Consider the following 22,620-nt stretch of genomic DNA (forward strand, 5'->3'; position numbering starts at 1 on the left):
ACCCGGTTGCGGTGCCAAGGTGGCGCCGGTCGCATTGAGATCGGGATTGTTGGGGTTGGACGCTACTGCTTGAGATTTAAGGAAGATGTCGATGACCTGAAGAGCTGCTTAGCCCACATCCAGCCCGGCTTGCCAAGGGTGTATTCGGCAGGATGTTCCTGCAAAGAGAACTTCAGGCGGCAGATGGTCGAGCCTGAGGGCAATAGGGGCTCGGCTGGTGAATTGCCTTTGCCCGGTATATGGGGGGATCAGGCAGGTACCGGCAGGGACAGCAGGAACTTGGCGCCGCCGTACACATTATCGGCTACTCTGATAGACCCGTTGTGGTCCTGCATTACCTGCATGACGATGGCAAGGCCCAGGCCGGTGCCGTCAGCCCTGGAGGTGAAAAAAGGATCAAAGATCTTCTCAATGTTTTCCCTGGGAACACCGCTGCCGTTATCACTGATTTCCACCAGAATGATTTCTGCTCCCTGCTGATCCTGCGTTTCAAAGGCGCTGACTTCAATGAGTTCCCTGCCCGGCGGGCAGAACGACCTGGCGTTTTGAATCAGGTGATTGAGCACGGTAAACATCTGCTTCCGGTCAGCCCAGATATCCACGGTCTCGTCAAACAGCACTTCAATTCTGGCAGATAGCGGCCAGGTGGGGTCTGCATGGCACACCTGCATCACTTCATCAAGACAACCCTTGAGTGAAAACCATTCCCTGGTCAACTCCTCGGGGCGGGAGAACTTGAGGAAGTCGCCAATTGTATCGATCAGCCGGCTGGACTCGCGAAGAATTATATTAGCCAGCTCATAGTTGGACTGGTTTTCACTCCCCTCCCTGCAGAACTCGTCGGCAAGGATCTGGGCAGAGCCGGAAATGGCAGTAAGTGGATTGCGGAAATCATGGGCGATGCCGGCGCTCATCATACCGATGGCGGCGAGTTTTTCGGCTTGGCGCATCTGCCGTTCGAGTTGTTCGATTTCACTGATATCCCGAAGAGTAATAATCTTGTGATTGTCGGAGCGGGCCACGCCGTTTTCTTTGGTGGTGGTCAACTCGACATAGGAATAGCCAAGGCGTATCCGCTCGTTGTCATTGGTCGTAAAGTCGGTGGATTGTCTGAGGCGCGGAGAAGAGAGCGCAAGAGTGGGGAAGTATCGGGTCAATCTGTTTCCTACCAGTGCAGTAACAGGATAACCTGTGATGTCACTGGTTGCTTTATTGGCGGAAGTTATAAAGTTGGCACCGTCAATGGTTATGATGCCTGTGGCAATGTTATCGAAGATTTGTTTGTAAAGAACAGCAAGCTGTTCGTAGTTTCGCAGTGATGTAGAGAGCGCATCTTCTGTTTTACGGATACGCCTACTAAACAGAGCGCTCAGAATTGCGGCAAGAAAAAAGGTGAGCCCATGAATAGAAAAGTGGTTGAGGTTGACCATGGCATCTGTTTCACCGATAAAACCAAGACGCAACAGATAGCTCGGGTAATAGCCGTAGACTTCAAAGGTAAGAATAAGCCCGTAGAGCAACGTTGATGAAGCAGCGGCGATCATCCCGCCTTTACGCGGGAGAACAAGGCCGCCGGCAATAATCGGGAAGAAGTAGATGGAAGAGAATATGGAGTGTGAGATACCGGTATAGTATATCAGCAGGGTAGCAAACAGGGTATCCAGCAAGTTCTGGACAAAACCGAACCGGGCTAGATGGGTTTGAGCAGCTACCAGGTAATAGGCAGAAAAAATAGTAGTCAGGTAGACAGCTAAAAGTAACAGCAGCAGAAATTCAGACGGCATCAGGATAATGTCGAGATTTGTGCTGCCGAAGTAGATAGATAGACCACTCAACATTGTGTAGAGCACAACTCTGAGCAGTAGCATCCATAAGAGCTGGGAGCGGAGTATCTGGTCTACGGTGTCGCTTTGCCTGGAAAGCTGAAAAATGTCTTTAAACGTCATGCACTGTTATTGTATGTCGTACTTCTTTACTTTATAGCGAAACGAGCGAAAGCTGATTTTTAACAGATCGGCGGCTCGCATCTTGGAGTGATTGGTTTTGTCAAGTGCATGGGAAATAAAGAGTTTCTCCATATTTGCCAAAACCTTTTCAAGACCAAGATGGTAGAGTTCTTCCTCGCTGGTGATTGCGCGTAATGTCCCGTTACCGGTTTCCTCCCCGTTTCCAGAGGGTGGTGCCACCTTTGCTCCGGGCAGGGTGAGGTTCTCTGGCAGGATTATATTTGAGCTTTCGAGAGCTACACCACGTTCGATGATGTTTTCCAGCTCTCTGACATTGCCAGGGAAATCATAATTCATCAGTACCTGCATGGCATAACTGGAAATTTCATGAACTTCCTTGTCTAGGAGATTTGAGTATTTTTCCAGAAAGTGCTGAACAAGCAAAGGTACATCGCTTTTTCTTTCCCTGAGGGGAGGAACCCTGATCGGCACGACTGCCAGTCGATAGAAAAGATCTTCGCGGAATCTGCCTGCGCTGATTTCGTCTTCGAGCACCCTGTTGGTGGCGGCTATGATCCGTACATTGATTTTCTGGAAGATGTTACCGCCAACAGGTTTGATCTCCCTTTCCTGCAGAACGCGAAGTAATTTGGTCTGGATGATCGGGCTGAGTTCACCGATCTCGTCGAGAAAGGCAGTGCCATTATTCGCAACCTCGAAAAGACCGAGCTTATCATTGATGGCACCGGTAAAGGAACCTTTGACGTGGCCGAAAAGTTCGCTTTCCATCAACTCTTCGGGAATAGCGCTGCAGGTGATTGGTATAAAATGATTGTTTGCGACTTTGCTGAGCCGATGAATTGCCTGAGCGACAAGCTCTTTACCCGTTCCGGATTCACCGTAGATGAGCACATTGGCAGGAGTGGGAGCAACTCTCTTTATCATGTCGAAGATTTTCACCATTTCCCGACTTTGGCCAATTATGCCGGGAAAAGAGTCACTCGTGCTTTCGCTCGTTTCTCCACCACTCTGCTTGATAGCCGAGGCGATGACTGATTTTATCTCATCGACGTTGAACGGTTTGCTGATATAATCGAAGGCTCCGTACTTCATGGCCTGGACCGCATCATTGGGTGAGGCAAAGGCGGTGATCATGATTACGGGTAAATCAGGCGTCTCCTCTTTCACAGCCTCCAGGAGTTCCAGCCCGCTCATGCCTGGCATGCGAATGTCGGTAATCACCAGATCGCATCGATTGTCCTGTAAATATTCCAGTCCTTTTTCGCCATTGGCAGTGGTAACTACCTGGTGGCCTTCTTTTGTAAGCAGGATTTTAAGAAAATCCCGCATGCTCCGTTCGTCATCAATGACAAGAATTTGAAACATAGTCCGCGCGAGGTATTGAGAGCTTAGCCTTGAGGGTTCAGCATCCGTAGTAAAATAATTTATCCGAGTGTTTCGTAGAGCTTCGTAACGTATCGCTTAACTCTATAATACCTTTAAGGATTGCACAAGATGTTAAACCCGCTTGTGTGAATTCGGAAGCGGCGGTGGTTGATCAGGGGAGGGATGCAGTTGGGGGCTGGGCAATAAGTAATTGCTTTTGGGCGCGGGTAAGCTGTTTTATGCGGTATTCTCTGCTGCAGGCCATGCTGCGATTATTGCACCTTTCAGAGTATACCAGTTCAACAGGCCTGCGTGATCTGGTATACCGGGCACCGCCTGATGGTGAGTTGTGTTCCTTTGTTCTTCGCTCAAGATCGGTGGTGACTCCTGTGTAGAGACTATCGTCGGAGCATTTGAGGATGTATACAAACCATTCGCACATTGTCTTTATTAATTGCCTGTTCGCTTGATGGATGATTACTCTATGTTTCAACCGGGTGACGGGGATTGCAAATTCCTTCGGCAGATGGTAATCAGGGTGTGCAGTCAGAAATTGTATCAGGATATTGGTTTTTTGCTAAAATACAAGCGATAACCCGAACGTAATTCTATACCGAACCTAATGGATCAAAACAATACAAAAGAAAAATTTGAGGCCCAGGCCCTGACGGAACATCTGCGTGAGCTTCGATCATGCCTGATTTTCGCTTTCGCTGCCGTATTTGCCGGTTTTTGCGCATCGTACGCAGTAATAGAGCCTATTGGACACTGGTTTCTGAAACCCCTTACAGAAGTGCTGCCTGAAGGCTCTTCAGTCATTTTCACCTCATACCAGGAAGGGTTTTTTTTTATCTAAAACTTGCCCTTGTCTGTGGTATTCTCCTGGCCAGTCCGGTCATCTTCTCCCAAATCTGGCGTTTTATCGCGCCCGGTCTTTATAAACACGAAAAGAAAGTCTTAATTCCATTTACCTGCGTCTCCACTGTGTGCTTTCTTGCAGGTGCGGTATTCGGTTATCTGGTAGTATTCCCACCGGCTTTTCGCTTTCTGGTCGGTTACAGCAACGAGTTCCTGACCTCAATGCCGGCCGTGAGCGAGTATTTCTCACTGGCCATACGATTGCTACTTGCCTTTGGTGCAATCTTTGAGATGCCCATTCTCATGGTTTTTCTTGCCAAAGTTGGGGTTATTGATACAGCCTTTCTCAATAGAAATCGAAAATATGCGATTCTGGTTAACTTTATAATTGCCGCAATACTCACTCCGACCCCAGATGTAGTCAATCAGCTGATGATGGCAATTCCCTTGATTATCCTCTACGAGGTCAGTCTGGTGTGTGTCTGGTTCTTTGGCAAAAAGAAGTTCAGCGACTTTAAAGAGGGTTGACGGTATTGTTAGGCAATCTCGGTGAATAATCAATAAAACTGACAACTAATGTCTCTGGTAATCTTGCAGTAGGTGCAGTATAAATAAGATTAGATAAACATTTTATTGTTTTCCATGCGTTGCAGGGTTGGCGCATTCATCTGTGTGCATGGAGCATTTTTGTCGAAGATATATCTCGAGTATGGAGGAGAATATGAGTCTCTCGGAAGAATATAAGAAAGTGTTGAGTATAGGCAGGCCACCGAACATTACCAGGTTATTTCCGAATTCCCAGGCCTTGATCGTCAGTGGTAAAGTAATCGATCGGGCTATGCTCGCCAAGGGTAAGGCCATGACCATTGCGGCCAATGGCAGAAGCCATATTGTCATTCGCGGTGCACTTCAGGCCGCACAGCGTGCTGATGCGGCGATAATCATTGAAATCGCCAAATCCGAAAGTACCTACTGCCCGGTAAATTTTTACAATATCGCCAGACAGGTTGATGCACTCTGCAACGAGCTTGATGTGACGGTGCCGGTAGCGATTCACGCCGATCATTACGGGATCAAGAATGATGCGGATATGGCGTACGCCAAAATGGAGATTCCGTCAATGTTCGATGCCGGAATAACTTCCATTGCCGTAGACGCCTCTCATATGGCCGATGATCTGAATCTGTTGGCCAATATTGAATTGAACAGTCTGATCCCTTCCTGGGCCGGGCTCGAAACCGAGGTCGGAGAGATCAAGGGAGAGCAGGGCCTTTCCACTATTGCTGACGCATCGTTTCTCATCAAGGGTCTGAACGCCTATGGAATAGCAGCCGACTGGATTGCCTTGAACAACGGTACTACCCACGGCCTGGAAGCGAGCGGGCAGGGGATTCAGGTTGGCCTCACTGCGGAGATCCACAAGGCCCTGGAGCCATACGGTGTTTCCGGTGCTCAGCATGGTACCAGTGGTAACAGTTCAGAAAAATTACGGGCCATTGCCGGGCAGACCCACACCACCAAGGCCAATGTCGCGACAGCGCTGCAGATGGTCAGTTGGGGACTTGAAGTGAACGATGATGGTAATGCCATTCTCGACGGTAACGGTAACTTCAAGAAAATTTCAACTGAAGGTGTATCGGATGTGCTTTGGCAGGAAATGGTGGCATATGCCGATTCACAGGGTTGGAAGGGCGGGAATTACAAGAAGTTGAACCTGCCATTTGAAATACGCATTATGGCCCAGGAGAAACCTGTTCGCGATCGTATGGCCAAGCGGGTAGAGGAGTTCGTCTACCAGATGCTGACAGGGGTATTTAATGCTGAAGGTACCGCAACCATCGCAAAAGATCTGCTGCTTGAAGAAGGCAGCTATGATCTTGGCCCGAAAGCGGAAATTATAGAGGAACTTTCCGAGTGGAGCAGGGAAAAGATCATAGAGAGAGCCAGCACTCTCGATGTCGACAAAGGCCCGGAAGGAGATTTTGACGACTAGCCCCAATCCACTGATACATTTTAAGTACCGGTCGAATTGTACCGGCCGGTACAGTCTGCAATCCGACAGCCCAAGCCGGGCGAACAGGTAGAACAGCCCGGCGTATTCCCCCAAAGACACATTCATCATGTACCTTCATCATAGACGCGGGAGATTACCATGCAAAAGGTAATGGTTACCGGTGCAGCCGGTTTTATTGGCGCGCATCTTTGTAAAAAGCTGCAGGACAACGGGGTTGAGGTTTATGGCCTCGATAATGTGAATGATTACTACGATCAGCAGTTAAAGCGCGACCGTATGGCCGCACTGGCTGAGGGTGAGAGTTTCACCCATCTCGATATGGATATATCAGACCGGCCTGCCATGGAGAAACTGTTTCAGGAGCATTCATTTGATGCGGTGGTCAACCTGGCAGCCCAGGTCGGAGTTCGATATTCGCTCATCAATCCCCATTCGTATGTGGATTCAAACCTGGTCGGTTTCGTTAACCTGCTTGAAGGTTGCCGCCACTCGGGTGTAAAGCATTTTGTGTATGCCTCCTCCAGTTCGGTGTATGGAGCGAACACCAAAATGCCGTTTTCGGTCCATGATAATGTCGATCATCCTGTATCCCTCTATGCGGCTTCCAAGAAAGCCAACGAGCTGATGGCACATACCTATAGCCATCTCTTCGGGCTACCAACTACCGGCCTTCGTTTTTTCACAGTGTATGGACCATGGGGACGCCCCGATATGGCCCTCTTCCTTTTTACCAAGGCTATTCTTGCCGGCGAGCCGATCAACGTCTTCAATAACGGCAATATGGAAAGGGATTTTACTTATATAGACGATATCGTAGAAGGTGTCTTCCGGGTAATTTTCAAGACTGCTGAACCGAATTTTGATTGGCGTGGAGACGCACCTGATCCAGGAAGTTCATATTGCCCATGGCGAGTCTACAACATCGGAAACAACAGTAAGGAAAAGTTACTTCGTTATATCGAGGTACTGGAGAATTGTCTGGGCAGAAAAGCGGATAAGAACTTTCTTCCCATGCAGCCGGGGGATGTGCCGGCCACCTATGCCAATGTGGATGATCTGGTGCGGGACATGGACTACACTCCGGGTACCACGCTTGAGTACGGTGTGGCCAAGTTTGTTGACTGGTACAAGGGATATTTCAAGATAGGCTAAGCCCTACAGTGAGTTGTTTCCCCCCCGTGGTCCTTTGACGATCGCCATCCCGGGCAGTAATGTCTGGGTGGCGAGTACGCCTTTCCACTGCCTGATGGTCGAGAGCAGAAACTGGGTAAGCAGTTCCGCATCCGATGAGAGCAGGTCACGGGTCAGCACGACCTTGATGATGATATCGATTGACCCGTGTACAGAGTGGATCTCCCGCACTTCATCCAGCTCCGCCAGCTTGTCGAATATTCGCTGCTCGTATTGACCATCCACGTTCAGCAGGATAAAGGCGATGATTTCCCGTCGCATCTCCGGGTATTCCTGTTCGGTATGTTCTGCCATTTTTCTGCGAAATTCTTCCATGTCCTTGGGGATAAGTTTATCGATACCGATACCGTATTTCCTGTTACTGCCTTTCTCCCATTGATGCAAGGAGATATAGAGATAGAGGTCATCGACAGTTCGACCTGGAAAGGACTTCACCAGACCGCTTTTGGCAATAAGCGTGGCCAGTGGTTGATAAATGGTGCGGTACCAGTCAGCGGCCGCCTGCTTGTAGCTGACTTCCTGATGACTCTGGCTGGCGAGAAATTCTCTGTGTTGTTCTATCTGCCATTTCAGGCGGGAGAATTTGCCGAGTTCAGTAAGGTCAAGTGTATTGGCGAGCCCAGCTTCATCCCTGAATTCAGTACGCTCGATGTAGAGCCTGTTTTCAATAGTATTCGAGGATGGCAGTAGCTCAAGGATACAGGCCTTGATATGGGTATGGCCCAGATTTTTGGCGGCGGTTACCCGGTGGTGACCGTCAAGAATAAAGTAATCATCCTTGATCTGGTAAAGCGAAATTGGCGGCAGGGAACGACCGTTTCGCATTCTTTCGGAGATGGCATTGATGCGCTCCCGGGAGACCTCGGCTCTCTTCGGGTTAAACTGGCTGTCAAAATCACGGTATCGGCCGACGCTGCCGACGATCCTGTCGAGCGGGATCATGGATGTGCCACGGTCTACAGAGTCGTAAGCCTGCTCATTTTCCTGGCGCTCGCCAAAGTTTTGCAGTTGGTCTTTTGGGGCGGCTCCCTTACCTGTGATCAGTTGTTTCAGTCGTGCAAGAGGGCTCGATTTCGAGGATGTAGTAGTCATAGCAATTTATTATCTCAGTTTCCCCAAGAGTGGCAAAACGATCAGATTCGTTGTCGAAAAGCTTGTGGATATGTCCATGTAGATGGTATCGGGGCTGGTGACGGTTAATAAGCTGCCTGAAGCTATGGAATCCCCTGTGGCATCTGTCCTCCGCATCATTGATATAGCGCGGTGAGGCGTGGCTGACAAGGATATCGAAACCTTTTTTTCGCCAGAGTGTAAACCACATCTTACGAATAAAACCAGTCATCTGTCTCTCTGTATATTGATTCTGGTTGCCATTATACCAGCGGCTACCTGAAAAACCTAATATTCGCAGTCCGTTATATTCTATAAATCTCCGGTCAATTTTGCGGCAGCCTACTGGTGGCGAGGTCTGATATCTCAGATCATGATTGCCGAGCACATAAAAGAGCGGCACATCGTATCGGCTTCGCAGGGAGGTGAGGTATTCAGGCGGAAGATCACCACAACTGATTATCAGATCAATGCCGGCCAGAAAAGGCTGACCATCCTTGTATGCCAGTATTGTCTCGTTGACGATGTCAGATACGATAAGGATTTTCATTGACTGATTACGATAGATGACTGACGTCGCTGCTGTGCCGGATAACGGGCAGCAGGAGCCGCCCGGAACGTAATTTAGAGATACTTGAGTGGATCTTTATCCATAATCCTGAGAGCGGCATGAAGGATTGATACGGAATCCAGATGAGAATTTTTCCAGAGGGTGCTTTGGGGGCCGTGCTCTATGAAATTGTCCGGGTAGCCGAGTAATCTGCATTGAACATGGTGCATCCCTTTACTGCTGAGAAGTTCCAGGATACTCGAACCAAAGCCGCCGGCAATAACACTGTCTTCTATAGTAACGATTCTACCTGTTTTTTCAGCCAGGCTGCAGATCAGGTCGTTGTCGAGCGGTTTGATAAAGCGAGGGTTGATAACCGCTACTGAAAATCCGAGTTCTTCAAGTCGTGCCGCGGCAACCATTGCCGGAGCAACCCTGTTGCCCACCGGCAGCAGGAGCACATCATCGCCTTCCAGGAGCAGTTCGCCTCGGCCGATTTCCATCTCCTTGAGATCATCGCTCATCTCAACACCTTCACCGGCACCGCGAGGATATCGCACAGCAGCCGGACCATCGTAATTGACGGCGGTATAGAGCATGTGTTGCAACTCTTCCTCATCTTTCGGCGCCATAAAAACCAGATTAGGGATAAAGCGCAGAAAAGAGACATCGAATACACCGTGATGTGTCGGGCCGTCATCGCCAACTACGCCGGCTCTGTCTATGGCGAAGGTTACTGGCAGATTTGGGATACACACATCGTGGATGATCTGGTCCATGGCCCGTTGCAAAAAGCTTGAGTAGATCGCGACCACAGGGCGTTTACCTTCAGTGGCCATCCCGGCTGCAAATGTCACCGCGTGCTGTTCGGCAATGCCTACGTCGAAGAACCTATCGGGAAATTGTTCGGCAAATCCGGAAAGGCCTGTCCCGGCGACCATGGCAGCAGAGATGGCGGTGATTCGGTCATCCTGTTCGGCCATGTCACAAATGGTCTTGCCGAAGACCTTGGTGTAGTTGACACCACCCTTTGACGCATGGGGTTTACCTGTTTCAATGCTGAAGGGGCCGACACCGTGATAGGCTCCAGGGTTCTTCTCAGCAGGTTCGTACCCTTTGCCCTTGGTGGTAAGGACGTGAATCAGGGTTGGACCGTGATAATTGTCACGTGCGCTGCGCAGGGCCGGAATGAGCTCTTCATAATCGTGGCCGAGGATCGGGCCGATATAATCAAATTTGAAAGCCTCAAAGAGCATACCGGGAGTAAAGAACGACTTAAACGATTCTTCACTCTTTTTCAGAATGCTGAGGATGTTTTCACCTACATTGGGGATAGCGGTGAGGCGTTCTTCAATATGGTTTTTTACCCGGCGCATTGTGCGGCCGGTGAGTTTGCGGCTGAGAAAGCTGGAGAGGGCACCAACATTTGGAGAGATGGACATTTCGTTATCATTGAGGATAACGATCAGGTCCTTATTGAGATGACCGGCATGGTTCAATGCTTCAAATGCCATACCTGCGGTCATGGAGCCGTCACCGATAATAGCGATAGCTTTTTTATTGCTGCCATTGAGACTTTTGGCAACGTTCATGCCGAGTGCGGCTGAAATCGAGGTGGAACTGTGGCCGGTCTCGAAGGCATCGTACTCGCTTTCACTGAATTTAGGAAAGCCGCTCATACCTTTATACTGCCGTAGGGTGGCAAACTGTTGCCGACGTCCGGTGAGTAGCTTGTGCGCATAGGATTGATGGCCAACATCCCAGATGAGCTTGTCGTTTGGACTGTCAAATATGTAGTGCAGGGCAATTGTTAATTCAACAACACCGAGACTAGGTGCAAGATGCCCACCAGTTTTAGAGACTGTCTGGATGATGGTATCCCGAATCTCCTGTGCCAGAGCGGTTAGCTCGTCGAGGGAGAAATCGCGTATGTCTTTCGGGGAATCTACCTTCGGAAGCAGTAGTGTCTCCGGATCTTGTGTGAGTGTGGTAAGCATGTCGTTAAAAGAAGCAGAGCCGGCATCGTTATTGGGGCAATGTCGGCGTATAAAGCAGAAAATCGGTTTCCAATCAGGTCAGTGTACTACAACTTTAGGCATCTGCAAGTCAGAAGCCTTTGTCTACTCGGAAAAAACAGACTATCCGGTCGCCATATGTCAATTTCCACGCGTGTAAATATATCTGGCCAGGGCGCGTAACGGTTCGGCCTGGTTGTCAAACCCGGTCAGTGATTCGAGTGCACGATCAACGGCCTGCCTGGCAAGGGATCTGGTTTTTTCTATGCCAAAGTAGGCAGGGTATGTCGCTTTGCCGCGTTCTTCATCACTGCCGGCGGTTTTGCCGAGTTCTTCAGTGGTGGCAGTGGCATCGAGCAGATCGTCAATAATCTGGAAGGCGAGACCCACATTATCTCCATAAGCTGTGAGCTGCCGCAATTCATCTTCAGAGCAGTGGGAGGCGATCGCGCCAGCCTGGATAGATCCGGTGATAAGCGCGCCAGTCTTATTGCGATGGATGGTTTGCAGTACTTCGAAGGGGTAACTGGTGTTTTCGCTTGCGATATCGAGTGCCTGACCGCCAACCATTCCCTCAGGGCCGGCTGCCCTGGCAATGATATTGATAATTTTTAAGCGCCGTGCGGCATCTAAATTCCCAAGACGTTCATTACTCAATAGATCGAACGCATAGGTAAGCAGCCCGTCACCGGCAAGTATTGCTCCAGCTTCACCGTAAAGAACATGATTTGTCGCCTTGCCGCGTCTCAGGTCGTCATCATCCATGGCGGGCAGATCATCGTGGATCAGCGAGTAGGTATGTATACATTCAAGGGCGCAGGCAATGGGCAACAGGTTTTCGCTGTTGTCGGTTTCAGCGCTTACGGCTTGTCCTGCCGCCAGGCAAAGAATTGGTCGTAACCGTTTCCCTCCGGCAAAAAGGCTGTAGCGCATTGCCTCAAGGTGTGCGGCAAACGGGCCGTCAGCCACAAGCATATATTGCTCGAGGGCTCTCTCAACTACAGCTTTCTGGTTACTCAGGTAGGTCTTGATGTTCACTGTTGCTCTCTGTAAATGGTACAGCTTCTATTTCTCCGTCTTTCTCAAGCAACAGTTCTACCTTGGCCTTGGCCTGGTCGAGTTGTTCATTGCAGAACTTTGCCAGCTGAATACCTTCGTCAAATTTTTTGAGGCTCTTGTCGAGGCTCAATTCACCTTCTTCCAGCTCCTGAGTGATCTGCTCAAGACGCGAGAGTGCGGCTTCAAATGTTTTTTTTGCCATAACGTTAGTCCGAAGGTTCGGGAAAACGGTTGAACCTCGCCTCTATTCTGTATAGAAAGAGACCAGTTATACAGTTTTATCCGGGATTAGTTACTACAGAAATCCCCATACTGATTTCCGCTGTGAATATATCGACCCGTTCTTATCCATGCAAGGGTTGATTCTATGAATCTTACTGCGGCCTGTGTTGTTTTTACCATAAAGAGGAAAATCAGGGGCAGACTTTTACCCCTCAAACCCATTACTGTAGCTCATTAAGACACATTATGCATAAGGCTATCAGACAATTCGTTCGTTGGCTCGAAGTTGAAAAGGGATATTCTGAGCACACTATAAGCGGTTATAGCCGTGACCTCCATGAGTTTATGCGTTTTCTAGGAGAAGATCCTGAAGTCCGTCAGATAGATTCAAACCAGGTGCGTTCATTTGTGGTGAGCATGCATGGTGTCAACAGTGGTGCAACAGTTGGCAGAAAGTTATCAGCTCTCCGTTCTTTTTTCAGGTTCCTGATCCGTAATAAAGTGATCAAGGCGGATCCTCTGATTGGAGTCACCGGGCCGAAGGTCGGCCAGGCTATTCCGGTATTCCTGACAGTGGATGAAACGTTTGCCCTTCTCGAGGCACCGGGAGAGGAGGATACGTTTCGTCTGCGTGATACAGCGATGCTCGAGTTGCTCTACTCGACAGGCATGCGTGTTTCCGAGCTTGTTTCCCGAAATTTAACAGATCTTGATTTCAATGAGGAAGTGCTTAAGGTGAGGGGCAAAGGAAATAAGGAGCGAATTGTTCCTGTTGGAAGGCCTGCCCTGGAAGCTTTGAATGCATGGCTTCCATTGCGTCAGCACCTGCTCTTCGCTTGTGCTGCAAGGGGAAAACAAGCAGCTACTGAGGCCCTGTTTTTGAATAACAGGGGAGGTAGGCTCACTGCTCGCAGTGTAGAACGTTTCGTCCGGGCTTATGGAGAAAGGGCCGGGATAACCCAGATAGTCACCCCTCATGCATTGCGGCATTCATTTGCCACCCATATGCTTGAGATGGGGGCGGATTTGCGTTCAGTTCAGGAGCTTTTGGGCCACGCAAGTTTGTCCACGACCCAGCGTTATACCCACCTCACCCTCGATCATCTGACGGATGTCTACGACAAAGCGCACCCGCTCTCCACTGGAGAATGATCGAAAATATCTTATAAAAACATAATTGTAGTGAAAGGGATCAATTCTCAAACACTAAAGGTTCATAATGAAAATCAGATCAACAACAATTCTGGCGGTACGGCATAAAGGTGAAGTCGTAATCGCAGGTGACGGTCAGGTCTCTTTGGGCAACACCGTCATGAAACACGATGCCCGTAAAGTACGCCGTTTGTATAAAGACCAGGTAATAGTTGGTTTTGCCGGTGCTACTGCAGATGCTTTCACCCTTTTTGAGAAGCTCGAGCAGAAGCTGGAGCAGTATAACGGTAATCTCATGCGCGCATCTGTTGAACTTGCCAAAGACTGGCGAATGGACAAAATGCTCAGGAGGCTGGAGGCAATGATCATTGCCGTGGATAAGGACCATTCGTTGCTGCTCAGCGGCACCGGAGATGTCATCGAGCCGGATAATGGCGTTCTGGCAATTGGTTCAGGCGGTCCATACGCCCAGGCGGCAGCACTTGCCTTGGTGCAGAAAAGTGATCTGGGAGCAGAAGAGATCGCCAGGACCAGTCTTGAGATCGCCGGCTCAATCTGCGTTTACACTAATCAATCAATTGTTGTTGAGAAAATATGAAACCAAACGATTCACTTACCCCTAAAGAGATACTGGCAGAGCTGGATAAATACATAATCGGCCAGGCCGATGCCAAGCGATCTGTGGCAATTGCCCTCAGAAACAGATGGCGTAGACGGCAGGTGCCTTCACCGTTGCGTGAAGAGATTATGCCGAAAAATATCATTATGATAGGGCCCACCGGTGTCGGTAAGACAGAGATTGCCAGGCGCCTGGCGACTCTCGCGCAATCGCCGTTCATCAAGGTGGAGGCATCAAAATTCACCGAGGTTGGCTATGTCGGTCGCGATGTCGAGTCGATGATACGAGACCTGGTGGAGTTGGGCATCAGTATGGTCAAGGATGAAGAGAAAAAACGAATTCAGGGTATCGCTGAGGCAAGCGCCGAAGATAAGATCCTTGATCTGCTCCTGCCCCCGAGTCCGGCATCCGCCTCTTCAACCGGGCCGGATGGCGAGGGTTCCTTCACCATGCCTGATTATCAGCTCCCTGCCACCAGTGCGCCGGCCCAGGATAACTCCACCCGCGAAAAATTCCGTCAGATGTTGCGAGATGGTAAACTCGATGAGCGGGAGGTCGAGCTGGCTTTAGAGGAGTCCAAGTCAACCCCGACAATCGAGATAATGGGAACCACCTCAGGCCTCGAGGATATGCAAAATAACCTCCAGGACGCGTTTTCCAGAATGTTTCCGCGCAAGAAAAAGAATCATAAGATGAAGATTCCCGAGGCGATGGAAGCACTTACCAAGGAAGAAGTGGAGCGAATGGTTGACATGGATAAGGTTACCAAAGAGGCTCTGCGGCGAACCGAGCAGTCAGGTATTGTCTTCCTCGACGAGATCGATAAAATCGCTTCCCGCTCATCAGGGGGCCACGGTCCTGAGGTTTCCCGGGAAGGTGTGCAGCGCGATTTACTGCCGATTGTCGAGGGGGCAACTGTTTCCACCAAGTATGGCATGGTAAAGACCGACCACATTCTATTTATCGCCAGTGGTGCCTTCCATGTGGCCAAGCCTTCTGATCTTATTCCTGAGTTGCAGGGACGCTTCCCGATCAGGGTCGAGATGCAGTCTCTTGGCAGGGACGAATTCATCCGTATCCTTACCGAGCCTGAAAATGCTCTCACCAAACAGTATGTAGCTTTGATGGCGACTGAAGGGATCGAGTTGCTGTTCACTCCGGACGGTATCGAAGAGCTGGCCGATATCGCCGTTCAGGTCAATGAGAAAACCGAGGAGATCGGTGCGCGTCGACTGCATACAGTGCTTGAGCGCGTGCTCGATAAACTCTCTTTTGAGGCATCTGAATTGGGCAACGAAGTATTCACTGTCACCGGTGAGTATGTGCGCGAGCAGCTCGGAGATATTGTTCAGGATCAGGACCTGAGCCGATATATTCTGTAATATATTCATGGGAGAAGGATGTGCTTCTCCCATACGTCCTTAACCGCAACTGGTAAACATGTTTAGAAAACTGTTTGGATTGGAAAAAAAAGAGGCAAAACGGGGGAATCCTGATGCCGTCCGGCTCGGCGTTGATCTGGAAATGAGCTACTGCCCAAAGTGCAATGAGGAGTATCGCCTGGATGTAGAACGGTGTGTTCATTGCCAGGTAGAGCTGATATCAGGTGAAGAGCGGTTGGGTCAGCTCACGAGCAAAGAACAAGGGTTTACTGCCCGCTCGATGGAGATTGCGGATGGCGAGTCTATGGTAGCCATCCGTGAAGGCAAACTCAGGGATTTGAAACCGTATCAGATCCTGCTGGCCAAAGACCGTATCCCGGCACTTTTGAATGGTGACGCCGCTGGATGCGCCAAGGGCTGAGGCGGTCCGGACCTCCAGTTGGTGGTCAGAGCAACCGATGCCAGTGAAGCGGTGGCAATACTCGAAAAAGAGTATCTGCAAACCACTGGCTTAAAAGAGAGTGATCTGCAGGTGGCCGATGCTGTTTTCGATGAGAATGCGGCTTCTACCGTCTGCCCTGCCTGCAATACCAGTTTTGTTCCCAGCCAGAACAGTGAATGTCCTGAGTGTGGGTTACGGTTTGGCTGATCAGAGGCCTGAAATGATAGTGCCGTAAAGGAAAAAAGGGCTGCTCCTCAACGAGGGGCAGCCCTTTTCCTTATTCGGGCAAAATGCTGATGAGAACTTTGGGTTAATTGCCAGCCGGTTTACCGTTTCCCCACTGTTTCTTTTTGCGGGGTGTCAGCATAATTGGTTTACGGGTGAAACTGACCGCATTGAATTCGAGAATTTCTTTCATCCGGTCTGTCAGTTCCCGGCATGGCCTGATAGTGAGGTCCTGGGGGGGATCGATATCCACCTCGCCTCTGCCGGGGAAGTGCAAGGTGAGTCGCAACGGGCAGGAGCCGTGGAACTGGTAGAGGGTCTTTTTGACCTGCTCGATCTGCTTTCTGCTGATCTTGTCCGCATCAAGCTTTACCTTGACCATTTCGGTATATTTTTCCCGGGCATCAGTGAGGGTGTCGATGTTTTCCGCCAGAATCTTGGGCCCGCGCTCATCCTGCTGCACAGTTCCCTGGACCACTACCGGGTCGGACGACTGCAAGAGGTGCTCGCAATGCGGGTAGGCACTTGGGAATACCACTACCTCAACTGTTTCCAGAATATCTTCCATCGTGAGAAAGGCCATGGGGTCACCTTTCTTGGTTTTGTGATACTTGCAGGTCTTGATCAGGCCGCCAACACGAACCGGTTGTTCATCACCCCAGTTCTCAAGTCCCTGAATATCCGCATCGGTAACCGAACGAATTTCCGGCAGGGCATCGTCGAGCGGATGGCCCGTGATGTAAAAACCTACGGTTTCCTTTTCTCGGGCCAGTCTGGTGCGCTCATCCCACTCGGGGATATCCGGTGGCAGGATTTCATTTACTTCTGTCTTCTCGCCAACCTCCTGGGCTACCCCAAAAAGGGACATTTGACCACTTTGCAGATCGCGCTGTACAGCCTTTGCCTGCTCCATGGCCTTGTCGATAATGGCAAAATACTGGGATCTCTTCCACCCCAGGGAGTCCATAGCGCCTGATTTGATCAATGCTTCGATTACCCTTGAATTAACCCTTCGGGAATCAACCCTGTTGCAGAAATTTGAAAGAGAGGAAAACTTGCCGTTTGATTCGCGCTCTTCGATAATCGAGTCGAGGGCGGATTCACCAACATTTTTCACAGCGGCCAGGCCAAAACGAACCCGGTCATCGATAACCGTAAAGTCTTTGAAACTCTCGTTTACATCGGGAGGAAGTACTTCAATGTCATGTTCCTTGCACTCGCTGATATACATGACCACCTTATCGGTGTTGGTCATATCGCAACTGAGCAGAGCGGCCATGAACTGGGCAGGGTAGTGTGCCTTCAGGTAGGCAGTCTGGTAAGAGACCAGAGCATAGGCGGCTGAGTGGGACTTGTTAAAACCGTATCCAGCAAATTTGGCCATTAAATCGAAGATATATTCAGCTTTCTTCTCATCGATCTTATTGGCCAGGGCGCCCTTCATGAACTTTACTTTCTCTTCGTCCATGACTTCGGGGATCTTCTTACCCATGGCCCGCCGGAGAATATCCGCATCGCCCAGGGAGTAACTGGCCAGGATATTGGCAATCTTCATGACCTGTTCCTGGTAGACGATAACACCGTATGTCTCTTCAAGAACGGGTTTAATCTGGGGCAGCGGATAGTTGGCAGTGGCACGGCCATGCTTGGTTTCCACGAAATCGTCAACCATACCGGAGTCGAGCGGGCCGGGACGGTAGAGGGCGACCAGTGCGACCAGGTCGCTGAACTGTTCGGGCGCCATCTTCACCAGCAGTTCACGCATGCCGGAACTCTCCAGCTGGAACACGCCCTGGGCGTCGCCGTCGCAGAGAAGTTTAAAGGTTTTCGAATCGTCCAGCGGGATGGTGTCGATGTCAAGATCGATACCTATGTCCGATTTGATATGTTTGACAGCCTTATCGATTACCGTGAGGGTCTTGAGACCAAGAAAATCAAATTTAATCAGGCCGGTCATCTCGGTATGTTTCATGTCATACTGAGTGACTGTTTCTTCATTACTGCCACGGCAGGTGGGCAGGAACCTGGTCATGGGACCTGGCGAAACAACGACACCTGCGGCGTGGGTGCCTGTGTGACGTGCCAAACCTTCAAGTGTTCTGGAGACAGTGATCAGCTCGTTAACCCGTGGGTCCTGATTGGCTGCCTCCTGCAGTCGCGGCTCTTCAATAAGTGCCTTTTCGAGCGTCATCTTGAGTTGGTCCGGTACCAGTTTGGCAATCTTGTCAACGTCACTAAAGGGGATGTCCAATGCTCGGCCTACGTCGCGGATTACTCCGCGCGCCTTCATTGTTCCGTACGTGACGATTTGGGCCACATATTTGGCACCACCATATTTCTTTCGCACATAGTCAATGACCTCGCCGCGTCGATCCATGCAGAAGTCGATGTCGAAGTCAGGCATCGATTTGCGTTCGATGTTGAGGAAACGCTCAAAAATAAGTCCGTGGGGCATGGGGTCAAGATTGGTGATACCCATACAGTAAGCGGCAAGGCTTCCAGCGCCTGAGCCACGTCCGGGACCTACTGGGATATCATTATCGAGTGCCCAGTTGATGAAGTCGGCGACGATGAGGAAGTAGCCGGGAAAACCCATGGTATTGATAACGCCTATCTCTATATCGAGACGTTTTCGATATTCCTGTTCCTTCTCGGGCGTGAGGCCCTCTTCTGATTCACGCATCTTGGCGAATCGTTTTTTCAGCCCATCCTCACAGGCCTGAATGAACATGGAATCCAGGGTCTCTCCCTCAGGTACAGGGAAATCGGGGAAATAGTAATTGCCGAAATCTATCTCAAGGTTACAACGCTCAGCTACCTCCTGGGTGTTGGCTATTGCCTCCGGGCAGTAGGAGAAGGCCTTGCGCATAGTATCCGGCGATTTGAAGTAAAACTCGTCGGTGGAGAAACGAAAACGCTTCGGGTCGTTGATGGTCTTACCGGTCTGGATGCAGAGCAGCACCTCATGGGCATGTGCCTCTTCGCGGTTAAGGTAGTGGCAATCATTGGTAGCCACCAGCTTGACATTAAACTCTTTGCTGAGCTGCATGAGCCCCCTGTTGACAGGGTCCTGCTCGGGAATACCGTTCTCCTGCAGTTCAAAATAGAGCCGGTCACCGAAGATATCCAGTAGCTCACGGGTCTTGGCCCGCGCTCCTGCCATGTCCTTTTTGCCGATGAGATACGGAATCTGGCCATGAAGGCAGGCGGTGAGTGCGATAACCCCTTCGTTATGCTCTCGTAGGGTTTCCATATCGATTCTTGGCTTATAGTAAAAACCTTCATGCTGGGCCACACTGGCCATTTTCATGAGGTTCTGGTAACCGGTGATGTTCATGGCCAGCAGTACAATATGGTAGGCGATCTGGCCATCAACCGGTTTCTTGAAGGTCTTGTCTTCCGGGGCGATATATAACTCGCAACCAACTATCGGTTTGATGCCTGCCTTTTTGGCCTTAGTATAGAATTCAAGCGCGCCGAACATGGCACCGTGATCGGTGATAGCCACGCTTTCCATACCGTACTCTTTACATTTTTTCAAAAGATCAGGAAGGCGGATGGCACCGTCAAGAAGACTGTACTGGGTATGGACATGTAGATGGGTAAAACCTGCAGACATAGGTCAGTGTATTCCTGTAGTTCTGTCCAGGTGGGTGGCCTGGAGTATGGTTCCGGTTACGTCTGAACCGGTGAAATCGGCCATGGTAAGATTGGCTCCGCTGAGATCGGCATTACGAAGATTGCAGTTTCTGAGCGTCGCTTTACTTAGGTTGGCTGCTGTAAGATTTGCACCGGAGAGGTCAGCGCCTGAAAGGTCAGCCCGGCGAAGATCCGATGAATGGAGATTTGTACCTGATAGAATGGCTTTTGACAATATCGCGTCTGAAAGATCTGACTCGCTCAAGTCGAGTCCCGACAGATCACATCCCGGGCAATCCCGGGCAGTGGAAGCAACTAAAAATTTGAATTCCGACCTGTTTGGGTGAGAGGGCGACATGGACCGGTTGGTATCTGAATCGTATTGTATATTGGGGCTATTAAGAGGTGTGTTACGATTTGTAACATGTGTTTTCGTCATGTCTTTTGGCCCCAACCTTCCGACTTTGCTTGCGTTGAGGCGTTTTACAGTGTAATATCTGGCTCCGTTTTTGGTGAAGAGGATGTAACGCTGCTGGTCTTCTTCCAAGTAGAGAGTGTAACAGTTCGTATCGCCGAAGTACCATGTTTTGAATGTTAAACAGAGCATGTTTTCGGTGGTTATATCCCAGGTGCCGGTATCTGTAGCATTTGCATTGTTACGGGCGCTCAGCATGCCTCCATTATGAAAAGAAAGGTTTGCATTAAAATCACGAGCTTCGAAATGTAACGTCTGGTCAATGATCAATGTCTCTACAGAATTCGCATTAAGCGGGGATATGCCTGCCTTTTTCATCTGCGAGACAGTGTTAGGACCGCAGCCGGAGATAAGCATCATCGCTGCTAACAGATACAATATTGAGGCTTTGCAAACCATATTTTCATCCGTGGCATCTGTGGATAGCACTATATATGTTTCAGGAACTCTGTCGGTAATTATTATCATATGCCTTAGCATATTGCACTTGAAAGAGAAGAACGCGGGGAGGCGGATCTTCTTTTGTCAATGGAATGGCAGGTTATATGGTCACATGCAGGTTATCAGGTGTTTTTGAGGCAGATGGAGTGAGAATCCGGTTCAGGCCGTGATTGAAGATTGAGAGTACAGGCATTGATAGAGTAAGTTTTTGAAAAAATTCAGGGACAAATTCGCCGGCTGGCATGGATAGTCAGGCTTATCGATGCTAGTATATTGGGGAGTTGATTTGCAATTCACGTAAATTTAAAAACTTACCCACATAAGAGTTGATATTGGAATAAGGAATTAAGCTATTCTCAAAGTATCTTGATTTTTACCAGAGAATTAGGCTCATGAAAAAATGAATTGGAGAACCAAATGATAAACGAGAAGGATTCGTTCATATCGAAGTTTTTTAAGCTGGAGTCAGCGGGAGGTCTCACGCTGATGTTCGCAGCGGCATTGGCTGTAATTCTAGCGAACTCACCGTTGAAGATCTATTACGACATGTTGTTGGGCACCCCCGTGCAGGTGCGGATTGGTGCATTGGATATTGCCAAACCACTGCTGCTGTGGATTAACGATGGTCTGATGGCTGTCTTTTTCTTTCTGGTCGGGCTGGAGCTGAAGCGGGAGGTGCTTGAAGGCGAACTGGCCGATAAGCGTAATATCATTCTGCCGGGTATTGGCGCAATTGGCGGTATGGCCATCCCTGCCCTTGTTTACATCTTTTTTAACTCCGGCGACCCGGTGGCAATGAAAGGTTGGGCAATTCCGGCCGCTACCGATATTGCTTTTGCGCTCGGTGTGCTCTCTTTACTTGGTTCCAGAGTACCGATTGCGCTCAAGGTGTTCCTTACTTCACTGGCAATTTTTGATGACGTTGGGGCGATTCTCATTATTGCTTTGTTCTATACCTCAGAGCTCTCTATAGCGGCACTGGTTGCGGTTGCTCTTTGTCTGCCTATTCTCTACGTGCTCAATAAGCGTGGGGTGGCATCTAAGAGTCCGTATCTCATTATCGGCATCATACTCTGGACCTGTATGCTGAAATCCGGTGTTCATGCGACGCTGGCCGGTGTTTTGATGGCGATGTTCATTCCGCTTAGAGATAAGACAAACCCTGAGAGTTCTCCGCTGAAGGAACTCGAGCATGATCTGCACACAACTGTCGCATTCCTGGTTCTGCCGGTCTTTGCATTCGCTAACGCAGGTATCAGCGTCTCCGGCATGACCGCCGAGCACCTCCTGCATGGAGTTCCGGTGGGTGTTGCTCTGGGACTTTTCTTTGGTAAGCAGATTGGTGTTTTCGGATTCTGCTGGGCCGCTATTAAAATGGGCTGGGCCGATATGCCGAAAGGCATGAATTTCAAGTCACTCTACGCTACAGCGGCGCTTTGTGGTATCGGTTTTACCATGAGTCTCTTTATCGGTTCGCTGGCTTTTGAGGGGGCTGCGGATATGGCACTGGTATTTGATGAACGCCTTGGAATCATAATCGGTTCCCTTGCCTCGGGTATTTTCGGGTATTTACTCTTGAAATCCACCTTGAAAGATAACGAAGTACAGCAGTGACAGTAGTAACAAAAGCGAGCTTCAGGCCCGGAGCAAGTGGCTCGCTTTCAGATCATCTCTTCAGATGACTGCAGCTCCGTGATGAGTTGATGCTCTACGGAGCGTAGTAATATATCAGCTTTAAACGACAAAAGGCCGACACGTGATGAACGTGCCGGCCTTTTGTCGTTTGCGCGAGTTCCAGATGTGGCGGATAGCTTCGGAATTCTGGTAAGTGCAGACGGTGCCAGCCTCGCGGATCCTGGTATTACCTCATAGTGAAACTGCGTATTACTCCTAC

The 22,620-nt window shown here is 49.8% G+C and carries 18 protein-coding genes and 1 pseudogene; 9 read left to right on the plus strand and 10 right to left on the minus strand.

Annotation, left to right across the window (positions count from 1 at the left end):
• Positions 1–248: 248 nt before the first annotated feature.
• The 3 genes from ACN5NT_RS19320 to ACN5NT_RS19330 form a co-directional block, all read right to left on the minus strand.
• Positions 249–1,946, minus strand: coding sequence for a two-component system sensor histidine kinase NtrB (locus ACN5NT_RS19320; RefSeq protein WP_136797757.1), 1,698 nt, complete (start codon positions 1,944–1,946; stop codon positions 249–251).
• 6 nt (positions 1,947–1,952) lie between these two features.
• Complete coding sequence (locus ACN5NT_RS19325; RefSeq protein ID WP_419176543.1) at positions 1,953–3,332, minus strand: sigma-54-dependent transcriptional regulator; 1,380 nt, start codon at positions 3,330–3,332, stop codon at positions 1,953–1,955.
• A gap of 172 nt (positions 3,333–3,504) precedes the next feature.
• Positions 3,505–3,774, minus strand: coding sequence for a GIY-YIG nuclease family protein (locus tag ACN5NT_RS19330; RefSeq protein ID WP_419176544.1), 270 nt, complete (start codon positions 3,772–3,774; stop codon positions 3,505–3,507).
• Between the two features lie 180 nt (positions 3,775–3,954).
• Between ACN5NT_RS19330 and tatC the strand changes: the two are divergent.
• The 3 genes and pseudogenes from tatC to ACN5NT_RS19345 all read left to right on the plus strand — a co-directional run bounded on the left by tatC (position 3,955) and on the right by ACN5NT_RS19345 (position 7,356).
• Positions 3,955–4,718 (plus strand): annotated as a pseudogene (tatC, locus tag ACN5NT_RS19335) (twin-arginine translocase subunit TatC).
• Positions 4,719–4,911: 193 nt separating this feature from the next.
• On the plus strand, positions 4,912–6,183 hold the full coding sequence (locus ACN5NT_RS19340; RefSeq protein WP_136797766.1) for a class II fructose-bisphosphate aldolase: 1,272 nt from the start codon (positions 4,912–4,914) through the stop codon (positions 6,181–6,183).
• Between the two features lie 159 nt (positions 6,184–6,342).
• A complete protein-coding gene (locus tag ACN5NT_RS19345) occupies positions 6,343–7,356 on the plus strand; it encodes an NAD-dependent epimerase (protein ID WP_419176545.1) in 1,014 nt (337 codons plus the stop codon).
• A gap of 3 nt (positions 7,357–7,359) precedes the next feature.
• Here ACN5NT_RS19345 and ACN5NT_RS19350 read toward each other — a convergent pair whose 3' ends face one another.
• The 5 genes from ACN5NT_RS19350 to ACN5NT_RS19370 form a co-directional block, all read right to left on the minus strand.
• Positions 7,360–8,487, minus strand: coding sequence for an Lrp/AsnC ligand binding domain-containing protein (locus ACN5NT_RS19350; RefSeq protein WP_419176546.1), 1,128 nt, complete (start codon positions 8,485–8,487; stop codon positions 7,360–7,362).
• Positions 8,426–9,055, minus strand: a complete 630-nt coding sequence (locus tag ACN5NT_RS19355) for a metallophosphoesterase family protein (protein WP_419176547.1) — start codon at positions 9,053–9,055, stop codon at positions 8,426–8,428. Before ACN5NT_RS19355 ends, ACN5NT_RS19350 begins: the two co-directional genes overlap by 62 nt.
• A 74-nt stretch (positions 9,056–9,129) precedes the next feature.
• On the minus strand, positions 9,130–11,052 hold the full coding sequence (dxs, locus tag ACN5NT_RS19360) for a 1-deoxy-D-xylulose-5-phosphate synthase (RefSeq protein WP_136797774.1): 1,923 nt from the start codon (positions 11,050–11,052) through the stop codon (positions 9,130–9,132).
• A 159-nt stretch (positions 11,053–11,211) separates the two neighbouring features.
• The gene (locus ACN5NT_RS19365) at positions 11,212–12,108 is read right to left on the minus strand and encodes a polyprenyl synthetase family protein (RefSeq protein WP_419176548.1); all 897 of its coding nucleotides are present in this window, start codon (positions 12,106–12,108) and stop codon (positions 11,212–11,214) included.
• Positions 12,083–12,331, minus strand: coding sequence for an exodeoxyribonuclease VII small subunit (locus ACN5NT_RS19370; protein ID WP_136797778.1), 249 nt, complete (start codon positions 12,329–12,331; stop codon positions 12,083–12,085). The genes ACN5NT_RS19365 and ACN5NT_RS19370 overlap by 26 nt, the downstream gene beginning before the upstream one ends.
• A gap of 266 nt (positions 12,332–12,597) precedes the next feature.
• Between ACN5NT_RS19370 and xerC the strand changes: the two genes are divergently transcribed.
• From xerC to ACN5NT_RS19395, 5 genes are all read left to right on the plus strand, one after another.
• Positions 12,598–13,503 carry a tyrosine recombinase XerC gene (gene xerC / locus ACN5NT_RS19375; RefSeq protein WP_136797779.1) on the plus strand — a complete coding sequence of 302 codons (906 nt, stop codon included), beginning with the start codon at positions 12,598–12,600 and terminating at the stop codon, positions 13,501–13,503.
• Positions 13,504–13,570: 67 nt separating this feature from the next.
• Positions 13,571–14,101, plus strand: coding sequence for an ATP-dependent protease subunit HslV (gene hslV, locus ACN5NT_RS19380; protein WP_136797780.1), 531 nt, complete (start codon positions 13,571–13,573; stop codon positions 14,099–14,101).
• Entirely contained in the window at positions 14,098–15,504 is a 1,407-nt protein-coding gene (hslU, locus tag ACN5NT_RS19385; RefSeq protein ID WP_136797782.1) for an ATP-dependent protease ATPase subunit HslU, read from the plus strand. Before hslV ends, hslU begins: the two co-directional genes overlap by 4 nt.
• A 58-nt stretch (positions 15,505–15,562) precedes the next feature.
• Positions 15,563–15,925 (plus strand): hypothetical protein, encoded by a 363-nt coding sequence (locus ACN5NT_RS19390; RefSeq protein ID WP_419176549.1) that lies wholly within the window; start codon positions 15,563–15,565, stop codon positions 15,923–15,925.
• Between the two features lie 21 nt (positions 15,926–15,946).
• Positions 15,947–16,153, plus strand: coding sequence for a hypothetical protein (locus ACN5NT_RS19395; protein WP_419176550.1), 207 nt, complete (start codon positions 15,947–15,949; stop codon positions 16,151–16,153).
• A gap of 103 nt (positions 16,154–16,256) precedes the next feature.
• Here ACN5NT_RS19395 and dnaE read toward each other — a convergent pair whose 3' ends face one another.
• Together dnaE and ACN5NT_RS19405 are read right to left on the minus strand one after the other, a co-directional pair.
• Positions 16,257–19,790 (minus strand): DNA polymerase III subunit alpha, encoded by a 3,534-nt coding sequence (gene dnaE, locus ACN5NT_RS19400; protein WP_419176551.1) that lies wholly within the window; start codon positions 19,788–19,790, stop codon positions 16,257–16,259.
• Between the two features lie 3 nt (positions 19,791–19,793).
• Complete coding sequence (locus tag ACN5NT_RS19405) at positions 19,794–20,684, minus strand: pentapeptide repeat-containing protein (protein WP_419176552.1); 891 nt, start codon at positions 20,682–20,684, stop codon at positions 19,794–19,796.
• Positions 20,685–21,143: 459 nt separating this feature from the next.
• Between ACN5NT_RS19405 and nhaA the strand changes: the two genes are divergently transcribed.
• On the plus strand, positions 21,144–22,340 hold the full coding sequence (gene nhaA, locus ACN5NT_RS19410) for a Na+/H+ antiporter NhaA (RefSeq protein WP_136797787.1): 1,197 nt from the start codon (positions 21,144–21,146) through the stop codon (positions 22,338–22,340).
• Positions 22,341–22,620 lie beyond the last annotated feature (280 nt).

Origin of the sequence: Desulfosediminicola sp., from assembly GCF_048381775.1 — a bacterium.
Taxonomy (GTDB): Bacteria; Desulfobacterota; Desulfobulbia; order Desulfobulbales; family Desulfocapsaceae; genus Desulfopila; species Desulfopila ganghwensis.

Bases quoted from the DNA above. Each gene is read 5' to 3' on its own strand.
- ACN5NT_RS19320 (WP_136797757.1), bottom strand. From the start codon at position 1,946: ATGACGTTTAAAGACATTTTTCAGCTTTCCAGGCAAAGCGACACCGTA.
- ACN5NT_RS19325 (WP_419176543.1), bottom strand. From the start codon at position 3,332: ATGTTTCAAATTCTTGTCATTGATGACGAACGGAGCATGCGGGATTTT.
- ACN5NT_RS19330 (WP_419176544.1), bottom strand. From the start codon at position 3,774: ATGTGCGAATGGTTTGTATACATCCTCAAATGCTCCGACGATAGTCTC.
- ACN5NT_RS19340 (WP_136797766.1), top strand. From the start codon at position 4,912: ATGAGTCTCTCGGAAGAATATAAGAAAGTGTTGAGTATAGGCAGGCCA.
- ACN5NT_RS19345 (WP_419176545.1), top strand. From the start codon at position 6,343: ATGCAAAAGGTAATGGTTACCGGTGCAGCCGGTTTTATTGGCGCGCAT.
- ACN5NT_RS19350 (WP_419176546.1), bottom strand. From the start codon at position 8,487: ATGACTACTACATCCTCGAAATCGAGCCCTCTTGCACGACTGAAACAA.
- ACN5NT_RS19355 (WP_419176547.1), bottom strand. From the start codon at position 9,055: ATGAAAATCCTTATCGTATCTGACATCGTCAACGAGACAATACTGGCA.
- dxs (WP_136797774.1), bottom strand. From the start codon at position 11,052: ATGCTTACCACACTCACACAAGATCCGGAGACACTACTGCTTCCGAAG.
- ACN5NT_RS19370 (WP_136797778.1), bottom strand. From the start codon at position 12,331: ATGGCAAAAAAAACATTTGAAGCCGCACTCTCGCGTCTTGAGCAGATC.
- xerC (WP_136797779.1), top strand. From the start codon at position 12,598: ATGCATAAGGCTATCAGACAATTCGTTCGTTGGCTCGAAGTTGAAAAG.
- hslV (WP_136797780.1), top strand. From the start codon at position 13,571: ATGAAAATCAGATCAACAACAATTCTGGCGGTACGGCATAAAGGTGAA.
- hslU (WP_136797782.1), top strand. From the start codon at position 14,098: ATGAAACCAAACGATTCACTTACCCCTAAAGAGATACTGGCAGAGCTG.
- ACN5NT_RS19390 (WP_419176549.1), top strand. From the start codon at position 15,563: ATGTTTAGAAAACTGTTTGGATTGGAAAAAAAAGAGGCAAAACGGGGG.
- dnaE (WP_419176551.1), bottom strand. From the start codon at position 19,790: ATGTCTGCAGGTTTTACCCATCTACATGTCCATACCCAGTACAGTCTT.
- ACN5NT_RS19405 (WP_419176552.1), bottom strand. From the start codon at position 20,684: ATGGTTTGCAAAGCCTCAATATTGTATCTGTTAGCAGCGATGATGCTT.
- nhaA (WP_136797787.1), top strand. From the start codon at position 21,144: ATGATAAACGAGAAGGATTCGTTCATATCGAAGTTTTTTAAGCTGGAG.